A 16,806-nucleotide genomic window follows, 5' to 3' on the forward strand; every position below is an offset into this window, starting at 1 on the left:
AACGGTACGGGCGCGCCCGATGTTCCCCGCTCGGCGAATCCTCCCCGGCGGGTGGCCCCTGTCACCGTCCCGGCACAGTCCCGGTGGCCCGGCCGTCGACCGGAGGACAGGCCGCCCCGAGCGACAGGCGCTCCCGGAGGAAGCGCTCGATGCGCTGCTCGACCCGGCTGGGGGCCTCCAAGGGGGTGGTGTGGGTGCCCTCGGGGATGAGCATCAGCTCGGCATCCGGCACCCGGGCGGCCAGCCGCCGGGACAGCCACCCGGGGGTGAAGCGGTCCCGCTCCCCGGCGATGACCAGGGTGGGGACGTCCACGTGGGGCAGGTGATCCCACGCGCTGTGGGCGGCCAGCGAGTCCAGCGTCCGGACGAAGACGACCGGATCCATGTTCGCCAGGTGGGCGAAGTAGGGCGACAGGTCATTGCGTGAGATGAGGTCGCGGTTCATCTCCAACTGGATGGCGACCTGTACGGCCACCTCGGTGCTGAGCACCCCGCGCACGAGCTGGGCGGCGCGCCGGGGGAAGCGCTCCACCACGCGCCGCAGGGTGGGGAAGGCGCGCTTGAGCAGGGTGGAGTCGTGGAAGGTGTCCAGCGGGTTGCCGTAGCTGCCGCACAACAGGGCGAGTCCTCCCACGCGGTCGGCGTGGCGCCGGTGGAACTCCAGCGCCACCTGGACGCCCATGGAGTGGCCGAAGACGACGGCGCGCTCCAAGCCCGCCGCGTCCATCACCCGCGCGAGGTCGTCGCACGTGTACAGCATGCCGATGCGGCCGCGGTCAGACGGCAGGCCGGAGCGGCCATGGCCTCGGTAGTGCCAGCGGACCACGCGGTGCCTGCGCGCCAGGTATGGCAGCAGGTACTTCCACGCGAAGCCGTCGCAGCCCAGGCCGTCGCACAGCACCATGCCCGGCTCGCCCTCGCCCATCACCTGGAAGTACAGGTCCGCGCCGTCGGGAACGCGGAGGAAGTCCTGATGGAAGTAGGGCGGCGTGGCGCTCATTCCTCGTCCGGGTCGTCCAGGTCATCCGGCAGGCCCTTGTTGAGGCCGTAGCGGGCGATCTTCAGGATGAGGTTGGAGCGGCTAATGCCCAGCTCTCGCGCCAGGCGACTCTTGTTGTTGCGCGTGCGCACGAGCCCCTGGTGGATCATCTCGCGCTCCAGGGCCTCCACCGCCTCGTGCAGCTTGCCGTGCGCGCGGGGGGCCACGAAGGGGCCTCCGCCCGGGACGACCGCGTCGCGGATCCGACTGGAGAGCAGGTCGCCGGGGATGGTGTCCTGATCGCCGCCCAGGACGAGCAGCCGTTCAATCTCGTTCTCCAACTCGCGGATGTTCCCGGGCCAGGTGTACGCGCCGAGGATGCCCAGCGCGTCCGGGGCCAGCCCGCGCGCCTGCTGTCCCGGGCGGTGATGCTTGCGCAGGAAGTGGTCGATGAGGACCGGCAGGTCGTCGCGGCGCTCGCGCAGCGGGGGGAGCTGAAGCCGGATGACGTTGATGCGGTAGAAGAGGTCCTCGCGGAACTCGCCGCGTTTGACCAGCTCGCCCAGGTCCTTGTGCGTGGCGGCGATGACGCGCACGTCGACTTCCTTGAGCTGGGTGCCTCCCACGGGCAGGAAGGTACCTTCTTGGAGCACGCGGAGGAGCTTGACCTGGAGGGCGGGGGACATGTCGCCCACTTCATCCAGGAAGAAAGTGCCGCCGTCGGCCACCTCGAAGAGGCCCTTCTTCTCCCGCAGCGCGCCGGTGAAGGCCCCGCGCGTGTGGCCGAACAGGGCGCTCTCCAGCAGGTTGTCGTTGAACGCGGAGCAGTTCTGCACGACGAACGGTTTGTCCTGCCGCGGCCCGTTGTGGTGGATGGCTCGGGCCACCAGCTCCTTGCCCGTGCCGGACTCGCCGTTGATGAGGACGGTGGAGTCCGAGTGGGCCACCTTCTCCATCAGCCGGAAGACCTCCATCATCGGCCCCGAGCGCCCGATGATCTGCTCGAAGCGGAAGCGGTCGCTCAGCTCCGAGGAGAGCGACGGGAGGGTCTGCTCCTGCCGGGCCAGCTCGTTCACCACGAACTCGAGCAGGTCGGCCAGCTTGCTCTGCTCCGAGGCGTCCAGCACCGGAACGCGTGGCTCGGCGCCCGTGCGCTCCGGGGGCATGCCCAGCCGTGCGCGGGTGGCCTCGGCGTCCGATGGGCCCAGCGGTTGGCGCGCGAAGCCCTCCACGAAGAGGAAGCCCTCGTAGTCCTGCCCGATGTAGAGCGGCGCTCCTACGATGCAGAAGTTGAGGTGACAGTCGTGGAAGAGGGCGCGGCGGTGCGTCTTGCTGGCCTTGAACTTCTCGTGGAGCACCCGCACCGACTGGCCACAGCGCCGCAGCCCCTCCTTCGAGGAGAGCGAGTGGCGACAGAAGTCATTGGGCGGCGCGACCCCTTCCGCGCGCTGCCAGTCCTGCACGCCGCCATGCTTGTCCGCGAAGGTGAGCTCGAGCCGCCACCACTTGCGGATGACATCCCTCAGCATGACAATGGTGTGCAGGTTCTGGTGCTTCTCGAAGTCCATTCGGGCCGCACGTATCCCACGACCGCGCGCTGTCCGCACCCCTCTGCCCCTTGAGCACACCACCCCACATTCCCGGTCATGCAGGGAAGGCTCCCGAGGGCTCCGGGCACGAGCACGAGCACGGCCACTCCCATCATGGGCACGACCATTCGCACGGGCACAGCCACGGGCCTGCTCGCGGTCCGCGCCGTGGGGGCATGGCGGAGGAGCGGCGCAGGGATCGCCGCCGGCTCGTGTTCGCGCTGGTGCTGACGGCGACCATCATGGTGGCCGAGGCGGTGGGCGGCTACCTGACGCACTCGCTGGCGCTGATGTCCGATGCCGGCCACATGCTGACGGACGTGTCCGCGCTGGTGTTGAGCCTGCTGGCGCTGTGGTTCGCGGGCCGGCCGGCGGACGTGAAGAAGACCTACGGCTACTACCGGATGGAGATCCTCAGTGCGCTGCTCAACGGCGTGCTGCTCCTGGGCATCACGGTGGTCATCGTCAAGGAAGCGTGGGAGCGGTTCAACACCCCCACGCCGGTGACGCTCGGGCCCATGGCGATCGTGGCGGGGGTGGGCCTGGTGGCCAACCTCGCGGCGCTCGGCTTCCTGCACCAGACGCACTCGATGAATGTGCGCGGCGCGTTCCTCCACGTGCTCGGGGACACGCTGTCCTCGGTGGGCGTGTTGATGGGCGCCGGCATCATGGCGCTCACCGGCTGGTACGCGGTGGATCCGCTCATCTCCGTCGTCATCTCGCTCGTCATCGTCGTGGGCGCGGTTCGGCTGGTGAAGGACGCGGTGGACGTGCTGCTGGAGGCCGTGCCGTCGCACGTGGACCTGTCACAGATTCGGGAGCTGATGCTCAAGGTCAACGGCGTGCAGGCGGTGCATGACCTGCACGTGTGGACCATCTCCAGCGGGATGTACGCGCTGTCGGCGCACCTGGTCGTGCTGGACCCCATGGTCTGCAACAACGACGAGATTCTCTCGGCGGTGAAGCACGACCTGTTTGACCGCTTCGGCATCGACCACACCACCATCCAGATCGAGAGCGAGACCTACGCCCACCTGGGCGAGGTCCACTGACGCCGTCACCCCGTGGCCCCCGCTCGGGGCTGCCCTTCTGGCCGGGGAGGGCGTGGGGGAGGTGACGCTCTTGGACGCTTCGCCTTGCACAAGGCGCTGCGGGCGGATGATTCTCGGCGCTCCATGAGCGTGCTGGACAAGGTGCTGTCGTTGCGTCCGGGAAACGCGGTGGCGCGGGTGGGCTCCGGCTCGCGCGTGCCGCTGCTCAACCCGCGCGAGTTGATCCGAGCGTTGGCGTCCGTTCCGGTCGCGCTGCCGTGCATTCCGGTGCAGTCCAAGGGCGCGTTGCCGGGCCTGTTGGCTGCGGCCCGCGCCGAGGACTCCGTGCTGGGGCTGGCCTGTCCGCATCCGCTCGCGGACCGAGGCGCGGCCGACCGCTTCGTGTCCGCGGTGCACGAGGCCGCCTCCGAGGCGGGCCACGCCCGACCGCTCTTCCTCCAGGCGGGCCCCGTCCGCGTCACGGCGACGGACGCCGTCGCGCTGTCGAGTCTCCAGGAGGGCCTGTTCCGCGTCGTGGACGCCGGCTTCGCGCTGGTGTCGTTGGACGTGTCGCGGCTCGACTCCTACGCGGCCATCGAGGCGGTGAACGCGCTGGCGGGCCCGCTGCTGGAGCGGGAGCTGTCCCTCGAGCTGACGCCGCCGGCCGGCGCGGAGGCCTTGGCGGGCTGCCAGACCCTGCTGGAAGGACTGCGGCAGTGGAAGGTCCCGGTGCGCTTCGTGCGGCTCCCCGAGTCCGAGCTGGGCGGCGCCGAGCCGGACGTGGCGATGCTGCGGCGACTGGTGGAGCTGGCCGCGAGCCACGATGCGCGCGTGACGGTGGGCGAGGTCTCCGCCGGCCTTCCTCGCGCGCTGCCGACGTATGTCGCGGCGGGGGTGGCCAAGGTGGACTGCGTGGGCCCCTTTCCCCGGCTGGCGCTTGGGGCGTGGCCTCCTGAAGTCCGTGGCGGCGTGGAGGCGAAGGCTCGCGCGGCCGGACTGCCGGCGGGCGAGCTGCTCAGCGTGGTGGAGGAGCAGCTGCCGGCGCTGGAGCCCGCGGCCCGCGAGAAGCTGGAGGCGCTTTCCTTCGCGGAGGCGACCGAGGCGATGGCCGCGCTTGGCGCGACGCGCAGCGGTGGGCTGTCGATGACGTTCCTGGCGAACGACCGCGGCGACTGAGCTAGAAGGGCGCCATGCGCATCGTGGCGGGCACGGCCCGGGGACGCTCGTTGGCGGGCCCCAAGGCGACATCACAGCACATCCGCCCCACGGCGGACCGGGTCCGGGAGACCCTCTTCAACATGTTGGGGCAGTTCCTGGACGGCCAGCGCGTGCTGGACCTGTACGCGGGGACGGGCGCGCTCGGACTGGAGGCGCTCTCGCGGGGGGCGGGACACCTGGTGATGGTGGACCAGGACCGCGAGGCCCAGTCGCTGTGCCGCCAGAACGCGGAGCACCTGGGCTTCACCGCCCAGTCGACGCTGCTGGCGCAGCCGGTGAATCGGGCGCTGGAGCTCTTGGCGCGGCAGGGCGAGCGCTTCGAGATTGTCTTCGCGGACCCGCCCTATGCGGCGCGGGTGGTGGAGTCCGTGCTGGAGAGCGTGGCGAAGGTGGTGGCGCCCGGCGGCACGGTCGTGGTGGAGCACGACAAGCGCGAGCCGGCGCCCGAGGCCCACGCGGGCCTCACGCAAGAGGATCAGCGGCGATTCGGGGACACGCTGGTGACCTTCTACCGCGCACCCGCCGAGTCACCCGAGACCATTGCTTGACCGACTTCCGGGGGCGTCCGAGACTCCTGGCCACATGCCGGTCGCCATCTATCCTGGTTCGTTCGATCCGCTCACCAACGGGCACCTGAGCCTCATTCAGCGCAGCCTGAAGATGTTCGATCGGCTCATCGTGGCCATCGCGGTGAACCCGAAGAAGACGCCGCTGTTCTCGCAGGAGGAGCGGCGCGAGCTCATCCACGACGCGGTCAAGGACAGCCGGGTGGAAGTGGACTCGTTCCACGGGCTGCTCGTGGACTACGTGCGCAGCCGCAACGTTGGCGTCATCGTGCGCGGCCTGCGGGCAGTGTCCGACTTCGAATACGAGTTCCAACTGGCGAACATGAACCGCAAGCTGGCGCCCAACGTGGAGACCGTCTTCATGATGACGGGCGAGGACTACTTCTACATCTCCTCGCAGCTCGTGCGCGAAGTGGCGTCCTTCGGCGGAGACGTGTCCGGACTGGTTCCCGACAACGTGAATGCACGCCTGAAGGCGAAGTTTGCCGGCAAGACGTAACGCGCCACGAACGCTTGTCCGGCCCATCGCTCCGCGCTAGGCACGGGGCATGAAACTCGCTCGCCGGCTCCAGGCCATCAAGCCGTCCGCCACCCTCGCGCTGAATGCCCGTGCCAAGGCCCTGGCGGCCCAAGGCGTGGACGTCGTGGTGCTGGCGGCGGGTGAGCCGGACTTCGACACGCCGGACTTCGTGAAGCAGGCCGCCATCGACGCGATGAAGGGCGGCTTCACCAAGTACACCGCCACGTCCGGCATCCCCGAGCTGCGCGAGGCCATCCGCCAGAAGCTGGAGAAGGACAACGCGCTGAAGTTCGCGGCGGATCAGATCCTGGTGACCGCGGGCGGCAAGCAGGGCCTCTACAACACGTTCCAGGCGCTGCTGGACGAGGGGGACGAGGTCATCGTCTTCGCTCCCTACTGGGTGAGCTACCCGGACATGGTGCACCTGGCGGGCGGACGTCCCGTCATCATCCCCACGCGCGAGGAGGACGGCTTCGCGCCGGACCCCGAGGCCATCCGCCGCGCGCTCACGCCGCGCACGCGCGCCATCATCCTCAACAGCCCGGCGAACCCCACCGGCGCCGTCTACTCGCGCGCCACGCTGGAGCGCATCGCGGACGCCGTGCGCGGCCATGACTGCCTCATCGTCAGCGACGACATGTACGAGAAGCTCTTGTACGAGGGCCAGTTCCTCAACCTCGGCAACGTGGCGCCGGACCTCATCCCGCGTCTGGTGGTGTCCAACGGGCTGAGCAAGTCGTACGCGATGACGGGCTGGCGCATCGGCTACGTGGCGGGGCCCAAGCCGCTCATCGCCGCCATGACGATGGTGCAGGACCAGTCCACTTCCAACGCTTCGTCCATCGCGCAGAAGGCGGCGGTGGCCGCGTTGCAGGGGCCCTCGGACACCATCTCGGCCATGGTGGCCGAGTACAAGGCCCGGCGCGACCTGTTCGTCAACGGGCTCAATGCGCTCGAGGGCGTGCGGTGCCGGATGCCCGAGGGCGCCTTCTACGCCCTGGCGGATGTGCGCGGTCTGGCCCAGCGCCGTTACAAGGGCGCGCCCGTGGGCGACTCGATGCGCATCTCGGAGATCCTCCTCGATGACTTCCGCGTCGCGGCCGTGCCGGGGGATCCGTTCGGCGCGCCGGGCTACGTGCGCATGAGCTTCGTCACCTCGCGGGAGGTGCTGCGCAAGGGGCTCGCGCGGCTGGGCGAGTTCGTCGCCGCGTTGAGCTGAGCGCTCGGGCTCGCAGCCGCGCGCTCGGGCCTGATGCGGAGCGCTCCTGCTCTCGGCAGGGCGCTCACGCTCGGGGTTGGTTGCTCAGTCGGTGTACGCGAAGGCGCGCCACTGATCGCCGCCGTCACGGAACAGGAAGATGGCGGCGTGGCCGGAAAGGTTGCCCACCGCCACCCAGACGTCCTTGGTGTTGCGCAGGTCCAGCCCGAGCCGCGCAGGCGCCTTGCCGTGCTTCTTCTCCATGTCGGCCAGCGGCATCACCTCGATGTCATAGAGGGTGACGAGGTCCGTGCGCTTCAAGCGGATCTGCTTCACCCACGCCTGCACCAGCTCCTCGGGCGTGCCGATGTGCTTGTCCTCGAGCTGGAACGGGTACATCAGCTCGGCGGCGGCGTTGCGGACATCGCCGCTCAAGAGGCTCTGGAAGAGAAAGCGCGCCTCCTGGCGAATCTCCGTCTGCGCGTCGTCCGGCTCCGGGGTCTCTCCCGCGGGCGGGGCCGGGACAGGTGGCGGGGGCGGTGGCTCCTTCGCCGTCGCGGTGGGCGCGGCCTTCGGCGTGGCTTCCTTCGGCGCGGCGGGCGCCTTGCGCGGAGTCGGCGCGGGGCGGGGCGGGGCGGGGGATTCGCCAGCGGGACTCGACGCGGGCTCGGCGGGCGCGGGCGCGGTGGGCGCGGCCTCGGGCGCCTGCGCGAAGGCGGGGGAAGCAAGAGAGACGAGCAGGGCCAGGGACCAGCGACGCATGGGACCTCCGAGAGGCGCGGGAGCGTACCAGAGCCCGCCGCGCTCCGGTCCCCGAGCGGGCGGACGACCGGTTCTGACGCGCCGTTGCACGCGCCGCGTGCATGTGGCGGCGGACGTTGGTATGGGGGGCGCCCGATGCCAAAGCGTACCGATATCCGCAAGGTTCTTGTGATTGGCTCGGGCCCGATCGTCATCGGGCAGGCCGTCGAGTTCGACTATTCCGGTACCCAGGCCATCAAGGCACTGAGGGACGAAGGCGTCGAGGTGGTGTTGCTCAACAGCAACCCAGCCACCGTGATGACGGACCCCGAGTTCGCGCACCGAACGTACATCGAGCCCATCACCGTGGAGGCGGCCGAGCGAATCCTGGCCGCCGAGCGCCCCGACTCCCTCTTGCCCACCATGGGTGGCCAGACGGCCTTGAATCTCGCCAAGGCCCTGGCCGAGCAGGGAATCCTGGAGAAGTACGGCGTGCGCCTCATCGGCGCATCGCTGGAGGCCATCAACAAGGCGGAGGACCGCCAGCTCTTCAAGGCCGCGATGCAGAAGATTGGCGTGTCGCTCCCCAAGAGCGGCTACGCCACCACGCTCGCTGACGCGCTGGCGCTGACGGAGGAGATTGGCTTCCCGGCCATCATCCGCCCGTCCTTCACGCTGGGCGGCACGGGCGGCGGCATCGCGTACAACCGCGAGGAGTTCGAGACCATCTGCCGCTCCGGCCTCAAGGCCAGCCCCACCTCCACCATCCTCGTGGAGGAGAGCGTGCTCGGCTGGAAGGAGTACGAACTGGAGGTGGTGCGCGACTCGGCGGACAACGTCATCATCGTCTGCTCCATCGAGAACCTGGACCCCATGGGCGTCCACACCGGTGACTCCATCACGGTGGCGCCCGCGCAGACGCTGACGGACCGCGAGTACCAGCGCATGCGCCAGGCCTCGCTGGCCATCATCCGAGAGATTGGCGTCGACACGGGCGGCTCGAACATCCAGTTCGGCATCCACCCGCGCGATGGCCGCATGGTCGTCATCGAGATGAACCCGCGCGTGTCGCGCTCCAGCGCGCTCGCCTCGAAGGCCACGGGCTACCCCATCGCGAAGATCGCCGCGAAGCTGGCGCTGGGCTACACGCTGGACGAGCTGCGCAACGACATCACCCGCGAGACGCCGGCCTCGTTCGAGCCGACCATCGACTACGTGGTGGTGAAGGTCCCCCGCTTCAACTTCGAGAAGTTCCCGCACGCGGACCGCACGCTCACCACCAGCATGCGCTCGGTGGGCGAGGTGATGGCCATTGGCCGCACCTTCCCCGAGGCGTACATGAAGGCGCTGCGCTCCATGGAGCTGGGCCGCGTGGGCCTGGAGTCCCCCGAGCTGCCCGCGGAGAAGGAAGAGCGCGAGAAGGTGCTGCACGAGGCGCTGCGCGTGCCGCGCCCCGAGCGACCCTGGTTCGTGGCCCAGGCGTTCCGCGAGGGCATGACGGTGGACCAGGTGCATGCCCTGTCCGCCATCGACCCGTGGTTCCTGCGGCACATCGAGGCGCTGGTCCGTGAGGCGCAGACGCTGGCGGACTACGGCCGGGTGGATCAGCTCCCGGATGACGTGCTGCGGCTGGCGAAGTCGCACGGGTTCTCGGACAAGTACCTGGGCCGGCTCCTGGGCTATCCCGAGTCCGAGGTCCGTTCGCACCGGCAGGCCCGTGGCATCCGTCCGGTGTACAAGCGGGTGGACACCTGCGCCGCCGAGTTCGAGGCGTACACGCCCTACCTGTACTCGACCTACGAGGAGGAGGACGAGTCGCCTCCCACGGACAGGCAGAAGGTGCTCATCCTGGGCAGCGGTCCCATCCGGATTGGCCAGGGCATCGAGTTTGATTACGCGTGCGTGCACGCGGCCTTCGCGCTGCGCGAGGCCGGGTATGAGACCGTGATGGTCAACTGCAACCCGGAGACGGTGTCCACCGACTACGACACGTCGGACCGCCTGTACTTCGAGCCGCTGACCATCGAGGACGTGCTGGAGGTGTCCCAGCGCGAGAAGCCGGTGGGCGCCATCGTGCAGTTCGGTGGGCAGACGCCGCTGCGCCTGAGCGTTCCGCTGGAGCAGGCGGGCCTGCCCATCCTGGGCACGTCGCCGGACGCCATCGATCGGGCCGAGGACCGCGAGAAGTTCTCCGCCCTCATCGAGAAGCTCGGGCTCACGCAGCCGGAGAACGGCGTCGCGCGCAGCCACGCCGAGGCCTTCAAGGTCGCCGAGCGCATCGGCTACCCGGTGATGGTGCGCCCCTCGTACGTGCTGGGCGGCCGTGCGATGGAGACCGTGTACGACGCGGCCAGCCTGGAGCGGTACATGCGCGAGGCGGTCAGCGCGTCGCCGGAGCACCCGGTGCTCATCGACCGCTTCCTCAAGGACGCCATCGAGGTGGACCTGGACCTGGTGGCGGACCGCACCGGCGCGACGCTCATCGGCGGCGTGCTGGAGCACATCCAGGAGGCCGGCGTGCACTCGGGTGACGCGGCCGCCACGCTGCCGCCGCACTCGCTGTCGCCGGACCTGGTGGAGCGCATGAAGGATCAGGCCAACGCGCTGGCTCGCGAGCTGGGAGTGGTGGGCCTGATGAACGTGCAGTTCGCCATCCAGGGCAAGACCATCTACATCCTGGAAGTGAACCCACGCGCGAGCCGCACGGTGCCCTTCATCTCCAAGGCGACGGGCGTGCCGATGGCGAAGATCGCCGCGCTCTGCATGGTGGGCAAGACGCTCAAGGAGCTGGGCCACACGTCCGAGCCCGAGTTCCGCCACGTCGCGGTGAAGGAGAGCGTGTTCCCGTTCGCGCGCTTCGCGGGCGTGGACGTCATCCTGGGCCCGGAGATGAAGTCCACGGGCGAGGTGATGGGACTGGCGGAGGACTACCCCACCGCGTTCGCCAAGAGCCAGCTCGCCGCGGGCGTGAAGCTGCCCAAGTCCGGCCGCGTGTTCATCTCCGTGAAGGACGATGACAAGCCGGCCGTGGTGGACCTGGGCCGCCGCCTGCGCGCCATGGGCTACACGCTGGCCACCACGCGCGGCACGCACGAGTACCTGAAGACGAAGGGCATCGAGACGCAGATGGTGCAGAAGGTGAAGGAGGGCCGGCCGAACATCGTCGACAAGATCGTCGACGGGGAGATCGTCCTGGTCATCAACACCACCTTCGGCAAGCAGGAGATCTCCGACAGCTTCTCGCTGCGCCGCGAGTCCCTGATGCACTCGGTGCCGTACTACACGACGGTGCAGGCGGCCCGCATGGCGGTGGGCGCGCTCGAGTCGATGAAGCGCTCCGAGCTGTCCGTGAAGTCGCTCCAGGAGTACCTGGGCGTGAAGCCGCAGCTTCCGGCGCGGCGGTAGGCCTCACTCCGCGCGGACGCGGGGGCCGGTCACTCCGGCCTCCTTCGTCCGCGGGAGGTCGCCGCCGGGTACGGCTCCGGTGGAGTCCTGGGGGGAAGTGCTGCGGCGGCGGGGAGGGGCGTGCCCGTCTTCGGGCTCCCGTCTTCAGGCTCCTGAACGGAGCCTCCCCGCCGCGCTGCGGCTCCGGTTACGGGGCCGGGCTCGGCGTCGCCTCGGGGGCGTCGTCGTTCTCGGCGGTGCTCGTGGACTCACGAGCCGGGGCGCCACCCGGTGCCGCAGGAGCCGGAGCTCGGCGGGCGCTCGCCGCCGCCTGACGCACGGCCTCGCGGGCACGCTGGGCGACCTTCGGCGTCGGGCCCAGGATCATGTACATCTGCCGGCCTTCCATGCGCGGCATCTGCTCCGCGATGGCGACGTCCTTCAGGTCCTTCATGACGTCGTCGAGGATGGCGCTGCCCAATTCCTTGTGCGTGATCTCACGACCGCGGAACTGGATGACGACCTTGGCCTTGTTCCCGTCCTCGATGAACCGGCGGACGTTGCGGACCTTGAACTCGTAGTCGTGCTCCTCGGTCTTCGGCCGCAGCTTGACTTCCTTCAGCTGCACCGTGACCTGAGCCCGCTTGGCGTCCGAGGCCTTCTTCTTCTCCTCGTACTTGAACTTGCCGTAGTCCATGATCTTGCAGACCGGCGGCGTCGCCATGGGGCTGATCTCGACGAGGTCGAGGCCTTCCGAGCGAGCCCGCTCCAGCGCTGCTTCGAGCGGCATGACGCCAAGCTGCGCGCCATCCGGTCCCACGACCCGGACTTCACGAGCACGGATACGACGGTTGGTTCTCTGGTCGCGGCTCCCGCCGCGGCTGCTTCGTTGTTCGCGAATGATGTGACCATCCTCCGAAATGGGTTTCGGGCCTGCGCTTCAAAGGTGTGACAGGCCCACGCGCTACGACAGGGAGTCCGCCGTGAAAGTGGGGCGACCCTCCCGTCAGCCGCTCCGCCTGGCAGGACGCTGTCGCCTTTTCGAGTGGACTCGAATGCCCCGCTCGCTCACCTGGCGGGACGAGGGGCATACCACCGACTTCGGTTCGTGGGGGAACCGTGCGTCGGAAAGTAATGCACTCGTCGGGTTCTCGCCACGGAACCACCGAGCGAGCAGACGGCCCGTGTGGGGCGGCATCCGAGCGGCCGGGCCCTGTCTCCCAGGCGACAAGGCCCGGGGGGGCCCTGCGTCGCGAGGGAGGCGGTGTGGGTTCTTGGACGCCGGGAGGGCGGTGGCGCGTCGCGGAGCGGACACCCCAGGGGGAGGTTTCGGGGGACCACTGGGGCCGGCGGGTGAGGCGCCGCATGTCTTCCCAGGGGTCGGAGCGGGGCGGGGATGCGCGCAACGGTGCTGGGCGTGGTCGTACTGCTGGCGGGACTGGTCGCGCGCGCGGAGCCCCAGGTCTATGCCGAGAGCCTGATGGTGAAGGTCCGTCCCGACACCGCGCCCCATGCGGGGAGCGCGGTGCAGCTCATGGCGGCGCGCAACGAGGCCGTGAGCTTCCAGGTCATCGTGCACGGCGGGGACACGGGCGCGAGCGCGGTCACCGCCCGTTGCGCGGGGCTGGACGGCCCGACACACCTGGGAGGTCGGCAGCTCACGCTCTACCGGGAGGGGTATCTGGAGGTGACGGCGCCGTCGGGGGGGCCGGGTGGGGTGGGCTCGTGGCCGGATGCGCTGGTCCCCGACGTGGACGAAGTCTCCGGTGAGCCTCGGCGGGCGTTTCCGTTCGACGTGCCTCGGGGCGAGGCGCGGGGCATCTGGGTGGACCTGCTCGTGCCGGAGGATGCGCCGCCCGGGAGCTATCAGGGCACCGTGGAGGTGCGGGACGCGGAGCGGGCGCTGGGCTCGGTCTCCGTGGCGCTCACGGTGGTGGACGTGGTGCTGCCCAGCACGCCCCAGTACGCCACGGCCTTCGGGATGGAGCCGGACCTCGTCTGCGAGGCGCACACGGGGCGCAAGGACTGTGGCAGCGATGACGCTCGCGCCAACCTGGTGGGCCTCTATGCGCGGCTGGCGTTGGATCATCGCCTCACGCTGTCGGACGTGTTCGTCATCCAGCCCGCGGGCGGGTGGTGGGATCGGTTCGATGCGGTGTACGGGCCGCTGCTCGATGGCACCGCGGCCACCCGCTTGAAGGGCGCGCGGATGACGAGCGCCCAGTACATGGGGCCCCTGGAGGACAGCGCGCTGGCCGCGTTCGTGGAGCACTTCACCGCGCGGGGATGGATTGATCGCGCGTACGACTACACGGCGGACGAGCCGCCGCTGTTCAGCACCTACGATGCGCTGCGCGCTCGCGCGGCCGTGCTCCAGCGTTCCGCGCCGGGGCTGGTGCGCATGGTCACCACCAGTCTGCCGAAGGCCCAGGCGAACGGGGTCGAGGACTTGATCGGGCGCATCTCGGTGCTGATCCAACTCATGTCCTCGAATGCCCCCGCCGACGCGGGCGTCGAGCGGCCGGCCTATGACACGTTCCTCACGCGGCCCGGCACGTCCCTGTGGCTGTACCAGAGCTGCTCCAGCCATGGCTGCGTGGGCGGGATGCCGGCGGACAAGCACTGGCCCTCGTACATGGTGGACCACCCGGCGGCGCTCAACCGCGCCATGCCATGGGTGGTGTTCCTCCAGCATGCCTCGGGCGAGTCGTACTACGAGACGACGGCGCGCCTGGTCAACGCGTGGACCGACCAGAGCTTCTATGGCGGGAATGGAGACGGGACGCTGTTCTATCCCGGGACGCCTGAGCGCATCGGCGGCACCACCCACGTGCCCTTGCCGAGCCTCCGCCTCAAGCTGCTGCGCGCGGGCGTGCAGGACTACGAGTGGCTGATGCGCGTGGCGGAGGCGGGAGACCCGGACTTCGCGGCGCAGGTGGCGCGCGAGCTGGTACCCGCCGCGGATCAGATCACGTTGGATGGCGATGCCTTCGAGCGCGCCCGCGAGCGCCTCATCGCGCGCTCGCTGGAGCTGGGGCCTGGAGGACCGAGGCAGGAGTCCATCTGGTCCACCGACCGAGGCTTCTCGGAGACCACGGGCTGCGGCTGCGGGGAGACGTCACCGGGCACCGCGCTGACGGCCTGTGGCGCGGGGCTCGTCTGGGCGCTGCTGCGTCGTCGCCGGCGGCTCCAGCGCAGCCTCCAGAGCGAGCTGTCGAAGCGCGCCCGAGGGGCGCCGCGTCGTCCGTGAGCCTCCGCGGGGGGCTACGAAGAGGTGACGCCCGCGACCAGATAGAACCGCAGCTCGCCGGAGTTGACGCCGTAGGCCACGTCCACGCCCACGAGGGGCAGCACCACGTTGCGCAGATACAGACGCAGGCCCGCGCCCACGCCCTGCGCGAGCGTGGCTCCGTCGAGCCCCGCCTTCGCGTCCGGCAGGTACCCGCGCACCACGCGCCCCGTGACGTCGCGCAGCTGGCGATCCTCGGGAATCGAGCGCCAGAGCATCAAGCCCGTGTCCGAGAACCCCACGCCGCGGAACGCCAGCGAGCGGATGGTGAAGAGGGGGAAGTGGTACTCGGCGGTGAAGGACAGGCGGGTGTCGCCTCGGAACTGTCGATGCAGGAAGCCCCGCAGCGAGTTGCCTCCCAGCACCAGCTCCTGCTGGAAGGGCAGGTCCGTGCCCAGCGCCGCCTCCGCGCGCAGCACGAGGTTGTGCTCCTCGAAGAACCGCAGGCCGTGTCGGTACAGCAAACCGAACTTCCGATACTGGAACTCGCTCCACACGCTGGGGCTCGACAGCTCGTAGGAGGCCTCCAGGTTCAGGCCCTCCATCACCGCGTGCAGGGTCTGCCGGGTGTCGATTCCCACCATCAGCCGCAGTGACGTGTCCCGCTGGGAGGGGCCGGGCTCGAAGGCGGGCTCGGTCACGGGCGTGTCCTGGCTCGGCGGTCGCGCGTCGATCAACATCAGCCGGTACTTCGCCGCCGCTCGCACGCGCTCGAACAGCATCACGCCCAGCTCCCCCGCGATGGAGGCCGAGTTGAGTCGCGTGCGGCGCGCCACCTCGGGCGAGGACTGGGTCGCGCCCGGGCGGTACTCCTCCACGCGGTCGCTGCGAAGTTGTCCTTCCAGGCTCAACTTGAGCTGCGGCAGGCCGAACAGGTTGGGATCCAGATAGCCCATGAACAGGCCGCTCTCGGCCGTGCTCACCTGCGCCGCCACCGCGAACTTCTTGCTGCGCCCCCACAGGTTGTTCTCCGCGTAGAGCACGCCGCCGCCCACGTTGGAGGAGGACAGCGCGAAGGTGGGCGCGATGACCCACGAGGCCTTGTCCTCCACCTCCAGCACCAGCCGGACGCGGCCATCGGCCATGGGCTCGGTGCGCACGCGCACGTCCTGGAACAGGCCCGTGGCGGTGAGCCTTCGCTCGACCTTGAGGAGGTCCGCCTGGGTGAGCGCGTCGCCCTCGTCCACGCGCGCATAGCCTTGGATGGTCGCGGCCGTCGTGCGGCCCGTCTCGTTCACGACGACCTCGCCCACCACTTGGGTGGGTTCGGGGTCGACCTCTTGTGCTCGCGCGGCCTGGCCCCACAGCAGGGCCATGGCTCCGACGAACACGGCTGCCACGACGCTTCGGCTCATCACACCTCGCACGCGCGCGCAGTCATAGCGCAATCCTGGCTGCGCGCGATGGGGCAGGGACTCAGTGGGGGGGCTCGGTCTCCACCATCCGCGCTTTCTCCGCGATGATTCGCTCACGGACCGCGTCCCGCAGCGCGTGGACGTCTCCCTGGAAGGCCGCGGGGTCCACCGGGGACAGGACGCGCACCTGACAGCGGGCCGGGGTGCGCATCACCAGCCCGTGCTTCGGCAAGGTGCGCGCGGTGCCCGTCACGACGATGGGGATGACGGGGCAGCCTTGCTGCACCGCGAGCGTGAACGCGCCATCCTTGAAGGCCTTCACGTTTCCATCCGCGGAGCGCGTGCCCTCGGGGAACATGAGGATGGGGACGCCGCGCAGAAGCCACGCCTCGCACTGCGCCATCATGCGCCCGATGCTCTCCTTGTCGCCTCGCACGAGCGGCACGTAGCGGTTGAGGCGCATGTTCCAACCGATGAACGGCAGCTTGAAGTTCTCCGCCTTGGAGACCCACTTGAAGGGGCGATAGAGGCCGAAGAGCACCAGCACGTCCCCGAGGGACTCGTGGTTGGCCACGAGCACCGCGGCGCCGCGCCAGGGCAGGTGCTCGCGCCCCTCGATGCGCAGGCGCCAGAGCGGGTTTACGTACACGTAGAGCTGCGCCCAGAAGCACGAGTACAGGTGCAGCACCCGCCCGTTCCGGTCGAACGGCAGCGTGACGAGCCACACCAGCACGGCGCCCAGGAAGAGCACGGCGCTGGAGAGCCCGAAGAAGGCCCAGAAGGCGATGGAGAAGAGGAGTCCGATGGCGCCGCGCACTGTGTCACAGCTCGGCGGATCCGGACCGTAGACGCGCGACATGTCGACCGACACGTCGAAAATGCGTCGAATCCCCGGCGTGCCGCCCGGTTCGCGTGCCCGCCCGAGGGACGTGGCTG

At 69.7% G+C, this 16,806-nt stretch carries 13 protein-coding genes; 7 read left to right on the forward strand and 6 right to left on the reverse strand.

What is annotated here, in order from left to right:
- Positions 1–61: 61 nt before the first annotated feature.
- Both KRR26_RS17550 and KRR26_RS17555 read right to left on the reverse strand, forming a co-directional pair.
- On the reverse strand, positions 62–1,000 hold the full coding sequence (locus KRR26_RS17550) for an alpha/beta fold hydrolase (protein WP_120209944.1): 939 nt from the start codon (positions 998–1,000) through the stop codon (positions 62–64).
- The gene (locus tag KRR26_RS17555) at positions 997–2,547 is read right to left on the reverse strand and encodes a sigma 54-interacting transcriptional regulator (protein ID WP_120209943.1); all 1,551 of its coding nucleotides are present in this window, start codon (positions 2,545–2,547) and stop codon (positions 997–999) included. The genes KRR26_RS17550 and KRR26_RS17555 overlap by 4 nt, the downstream gene beginning before the upstream one ends.
- Before the next feature lie 197 nt (positions 2,548–2,744).
- Here KRR26_RS17555 and KRR26_RS17560 point away from each other — a divergent pair, with 197 nt between their 5' ends.
- From KRR26_RS17560 to KRR26_RS17580, 5 genes are all read left to right on the forward strand, one after another.
- Positions 2,745–3,620: a cation diffusion facilitator family transporter gene (locus KRR26_RS17560; protein ID WP_233577439.1), complete on the forward strand. Its 876-nt coding sequence runs from the start codon at positions 2,745–2,747 to the stop codon at positions 3,618–3,620.
- 123 nt (positions 3,621–3,743) lie between these two features.
- Entirely contained in the window at positions 3,744–4,775 is a 1,032-nt protein-coding gene (locus KRR26_RS17565) for a hypothetical protein (protein ID WP_120210022.1), read from the forward strand.
- Between the two features lie 14 nt (positions 4,776–4,789).
- A complete protein-coding gene (rsmD, locus tag KRR26_RS17570) occupies positions 4,790–5,365 on the forward strand; it encodes a 16S rRNA (guanine(966)-N(2))-methyltransferase RsmD (RefSeq protein WP_120209942.1) in 576 nt (191 codons plus the stop codon).
- 34 nt (positions 5,366–5,399) lie between these two features.
- Entirely contained in the window at positions 5,400–5,882 is a 483-nt protein-coding gene (coaD, locus tag KRR26_RS17575; RefSeq protein ID WP_120209941.1) for a pantetheine-phosphate adenylyltransferase, read from the forward strand.
- Positions 5,883–5,931: 49 nt separating this feature from the next.
- The gene (locus KRR26_RS17580) at positions 5,932–7,122 is read left to right on the forward strand and encodes a pyridoxal phosphate-dependent aminotransferase (protein ID WP_120209940.1); all 1,191 of its coding nucleotides are present in this window, start codon (positions 5,932–5,934) and stop codon (positions 7,120–7,122) included.
- Positions 7,123–7,206: 84 nt separating this feature from the next.
- Here KRR26_RS17580 and KRR26_RS37455 read toward each other — a convergent pair whose 3' ends face one another.
- Positions 7,207–7,863, reverse strand: coding sequence for an APA family fibronectin-binding glycoprotein (locus KRR26_RS37455; protein WP_120209939.1), 657 nt, complete (start codon positions 7,861–7,863; stop codon positions 7,207–7,209).
- Positions 7,864–7,998: 135 nt separating this feature from the next.
- Here KRR26_RS37455 and carB point away from each other — a divergent pair, with 135 nt between their 5' ends.
- Positions 7,999–11,247 carry a carbamoyl-phosphate synthase large subunit gene (carB, locus tag KRR26_RS17590; RefSeq protein ID WP_217080358.1) on the forward strand — a complete coding sequence of 1,083 codons (3,249 nt, stop codon included), beginning with the start codon at positions 7,999–8,001 and terminating at the stop codon, positions 11,245–11,247.
- A gap of 187 nt (positions 11,248–11,434) precedes the next feature.
- On the opposite strand, the gene infC is transcribed toward carB, so the two are convergent.
- Positions 11,435–12,130 (reverse strand): translation initiation factor IF-3, encoded by a 696-nt coding sequence (infC, locus tag KRR26_RS17595; protein WP_217080398.1) that lies wholly within the window; start codon positions 12,128–12,130, stop codon positions 11,435–11,437.
- 492 nt (positions 12,131–12,622) lie between these two features.
- On the opposite strand from infC, the gene KRR26_RS17600 reads away from it, so the two are divergent.
- Positions 12,623–14,476, forward strand: coding sequence for a DUF4091 domain-containing protein (locus tag KRR26_RS17600; protein WP_120209936.1), 1,854 nt, complete (start codon positions 12,623–12,625; stop codon positions 14,474–14,476).
- 14 nt (positions 14,477–14,490) lie between these two features.
- On the opposite strand, the gene KRR26_RS17605 is transcribed toward KRR26_RS17600, so the two are convergent.
- Positions 14,491–15,870: a BamA/TamA family outer membrane protein gene (locus KRR26_RS17605; RefSeq protein ID WP_120209935.1), complete on the reverse strand. Its 1,380-nt coding sequence runs from the start codon at positions 15,868–15,870 to the stop codon at positions 14,491–14,493.
- A 61-nt stretch (positions 15,871–15,931) separates the two neighbouring features.
- Positions 15,932–16,729, reverse strand: a complete 798-nt coding sequence (locus KRR26_RS17610; protein ID WP_120210021.1) for a lysophospholipid acyltransferase family protein — start codon at positions 16,727–16,729, stop codon at positions 15,932–15,934.
- Positions 16,730–16,806 lie beyond the last annotated feature (77 nt).

Origin of the sequence: Citreicoccus inhibens (assembly GCF_019039035.1) — a bacterium.
GTDB classification, from domain to species: Bacteria; Myxococcota; Myxococcia; order Myxococcales; family Myxococcaceae; genus Citreicoccus; species Citreicoccus inhibens.

Coding starts and splice junctions, on each gene's coding strand:
- KRR26_RS17610 (WP_120210021.1), bottom strand. CDS start 16,729: ATGTCGCGCGTCTACGGTCCGGATCCGCCGAGCTGTGACACAGTGCGC.
- KRR26_RS17605 (WP_120209935.1), bottom strand. CDS start 15,870: ATGAGCCGAAGCGTCGTGGCAGCCGTGTTCGTCGGAGCCATGGCCCTG.
- KRR26_RS37455 (WP_120209939.1), bottom strand. CDS start 7,863: ATGCGTCGCTGGTCCCTGGCCCTGCTCGTCTCTCTTGCTTCCCCCGCC.
- KRR26_RS17550 (WP_120209944.1), bottom strand. CDS start 1,000: ATGAGCGCCACGCCGCCCTACTTCCATCAGGACTTCCTCCGCGTTCCC.
- KRR26_RS17600 (WP_120209936.1), top strand. CDS start 12,623: ATGCGCGCAACGGTGCTGGGCGTGGTCGTACTGCTGGCGGGACTGGTC.
- rsmD (WP_120209942.1), top strand. CDS start 4,790: ATGCGCATCGTGGCGGGCACGGCCCGGGGACGCTCGTTGGCGGGCCCC.
- coaD (WP_120209941.1), top strand. CDS start 5,400: ATGCCGGTCGCCATCTATCCTGGTTCGTTCGATCCGCTCACCAACGGG.
- KRR26_RS17580 (WP_120209940.1), top strand. CDS start 5,932: ATGAAACTCGCTCGCCGGCTCCAGGCCATCAAGCCGTCCGCCACCCTC.
- KRR26_RS17555 (WP_120209943.1), bottom strand. CDS start 2,547: ATGGACTTCGAGAAGCACCAGAACCTGCACACCATTGTCATGCTGAGG.
- KRR26_RS17565 (WP_120210022.1), top strand. CDS start 3,744: ATGAGCGTGCTGGACAAGGTGCTGTCGTTGCGTCCGGGAAACGCGGTG.
- KRR26_RS17560 (WP_233577439.1), top strand. CDS start 2,745: ATGGCGGAGGAGCGGCGCAGGGATCGCCGCCGGCTCGTGTTCGCGCTG.
- carB (WP_217080358.1), top strand. CDS start 7,999: ATGCCAAAGCGTACCGATATCCGCAAGGTTCTTGTGATTGGCTCGGGC.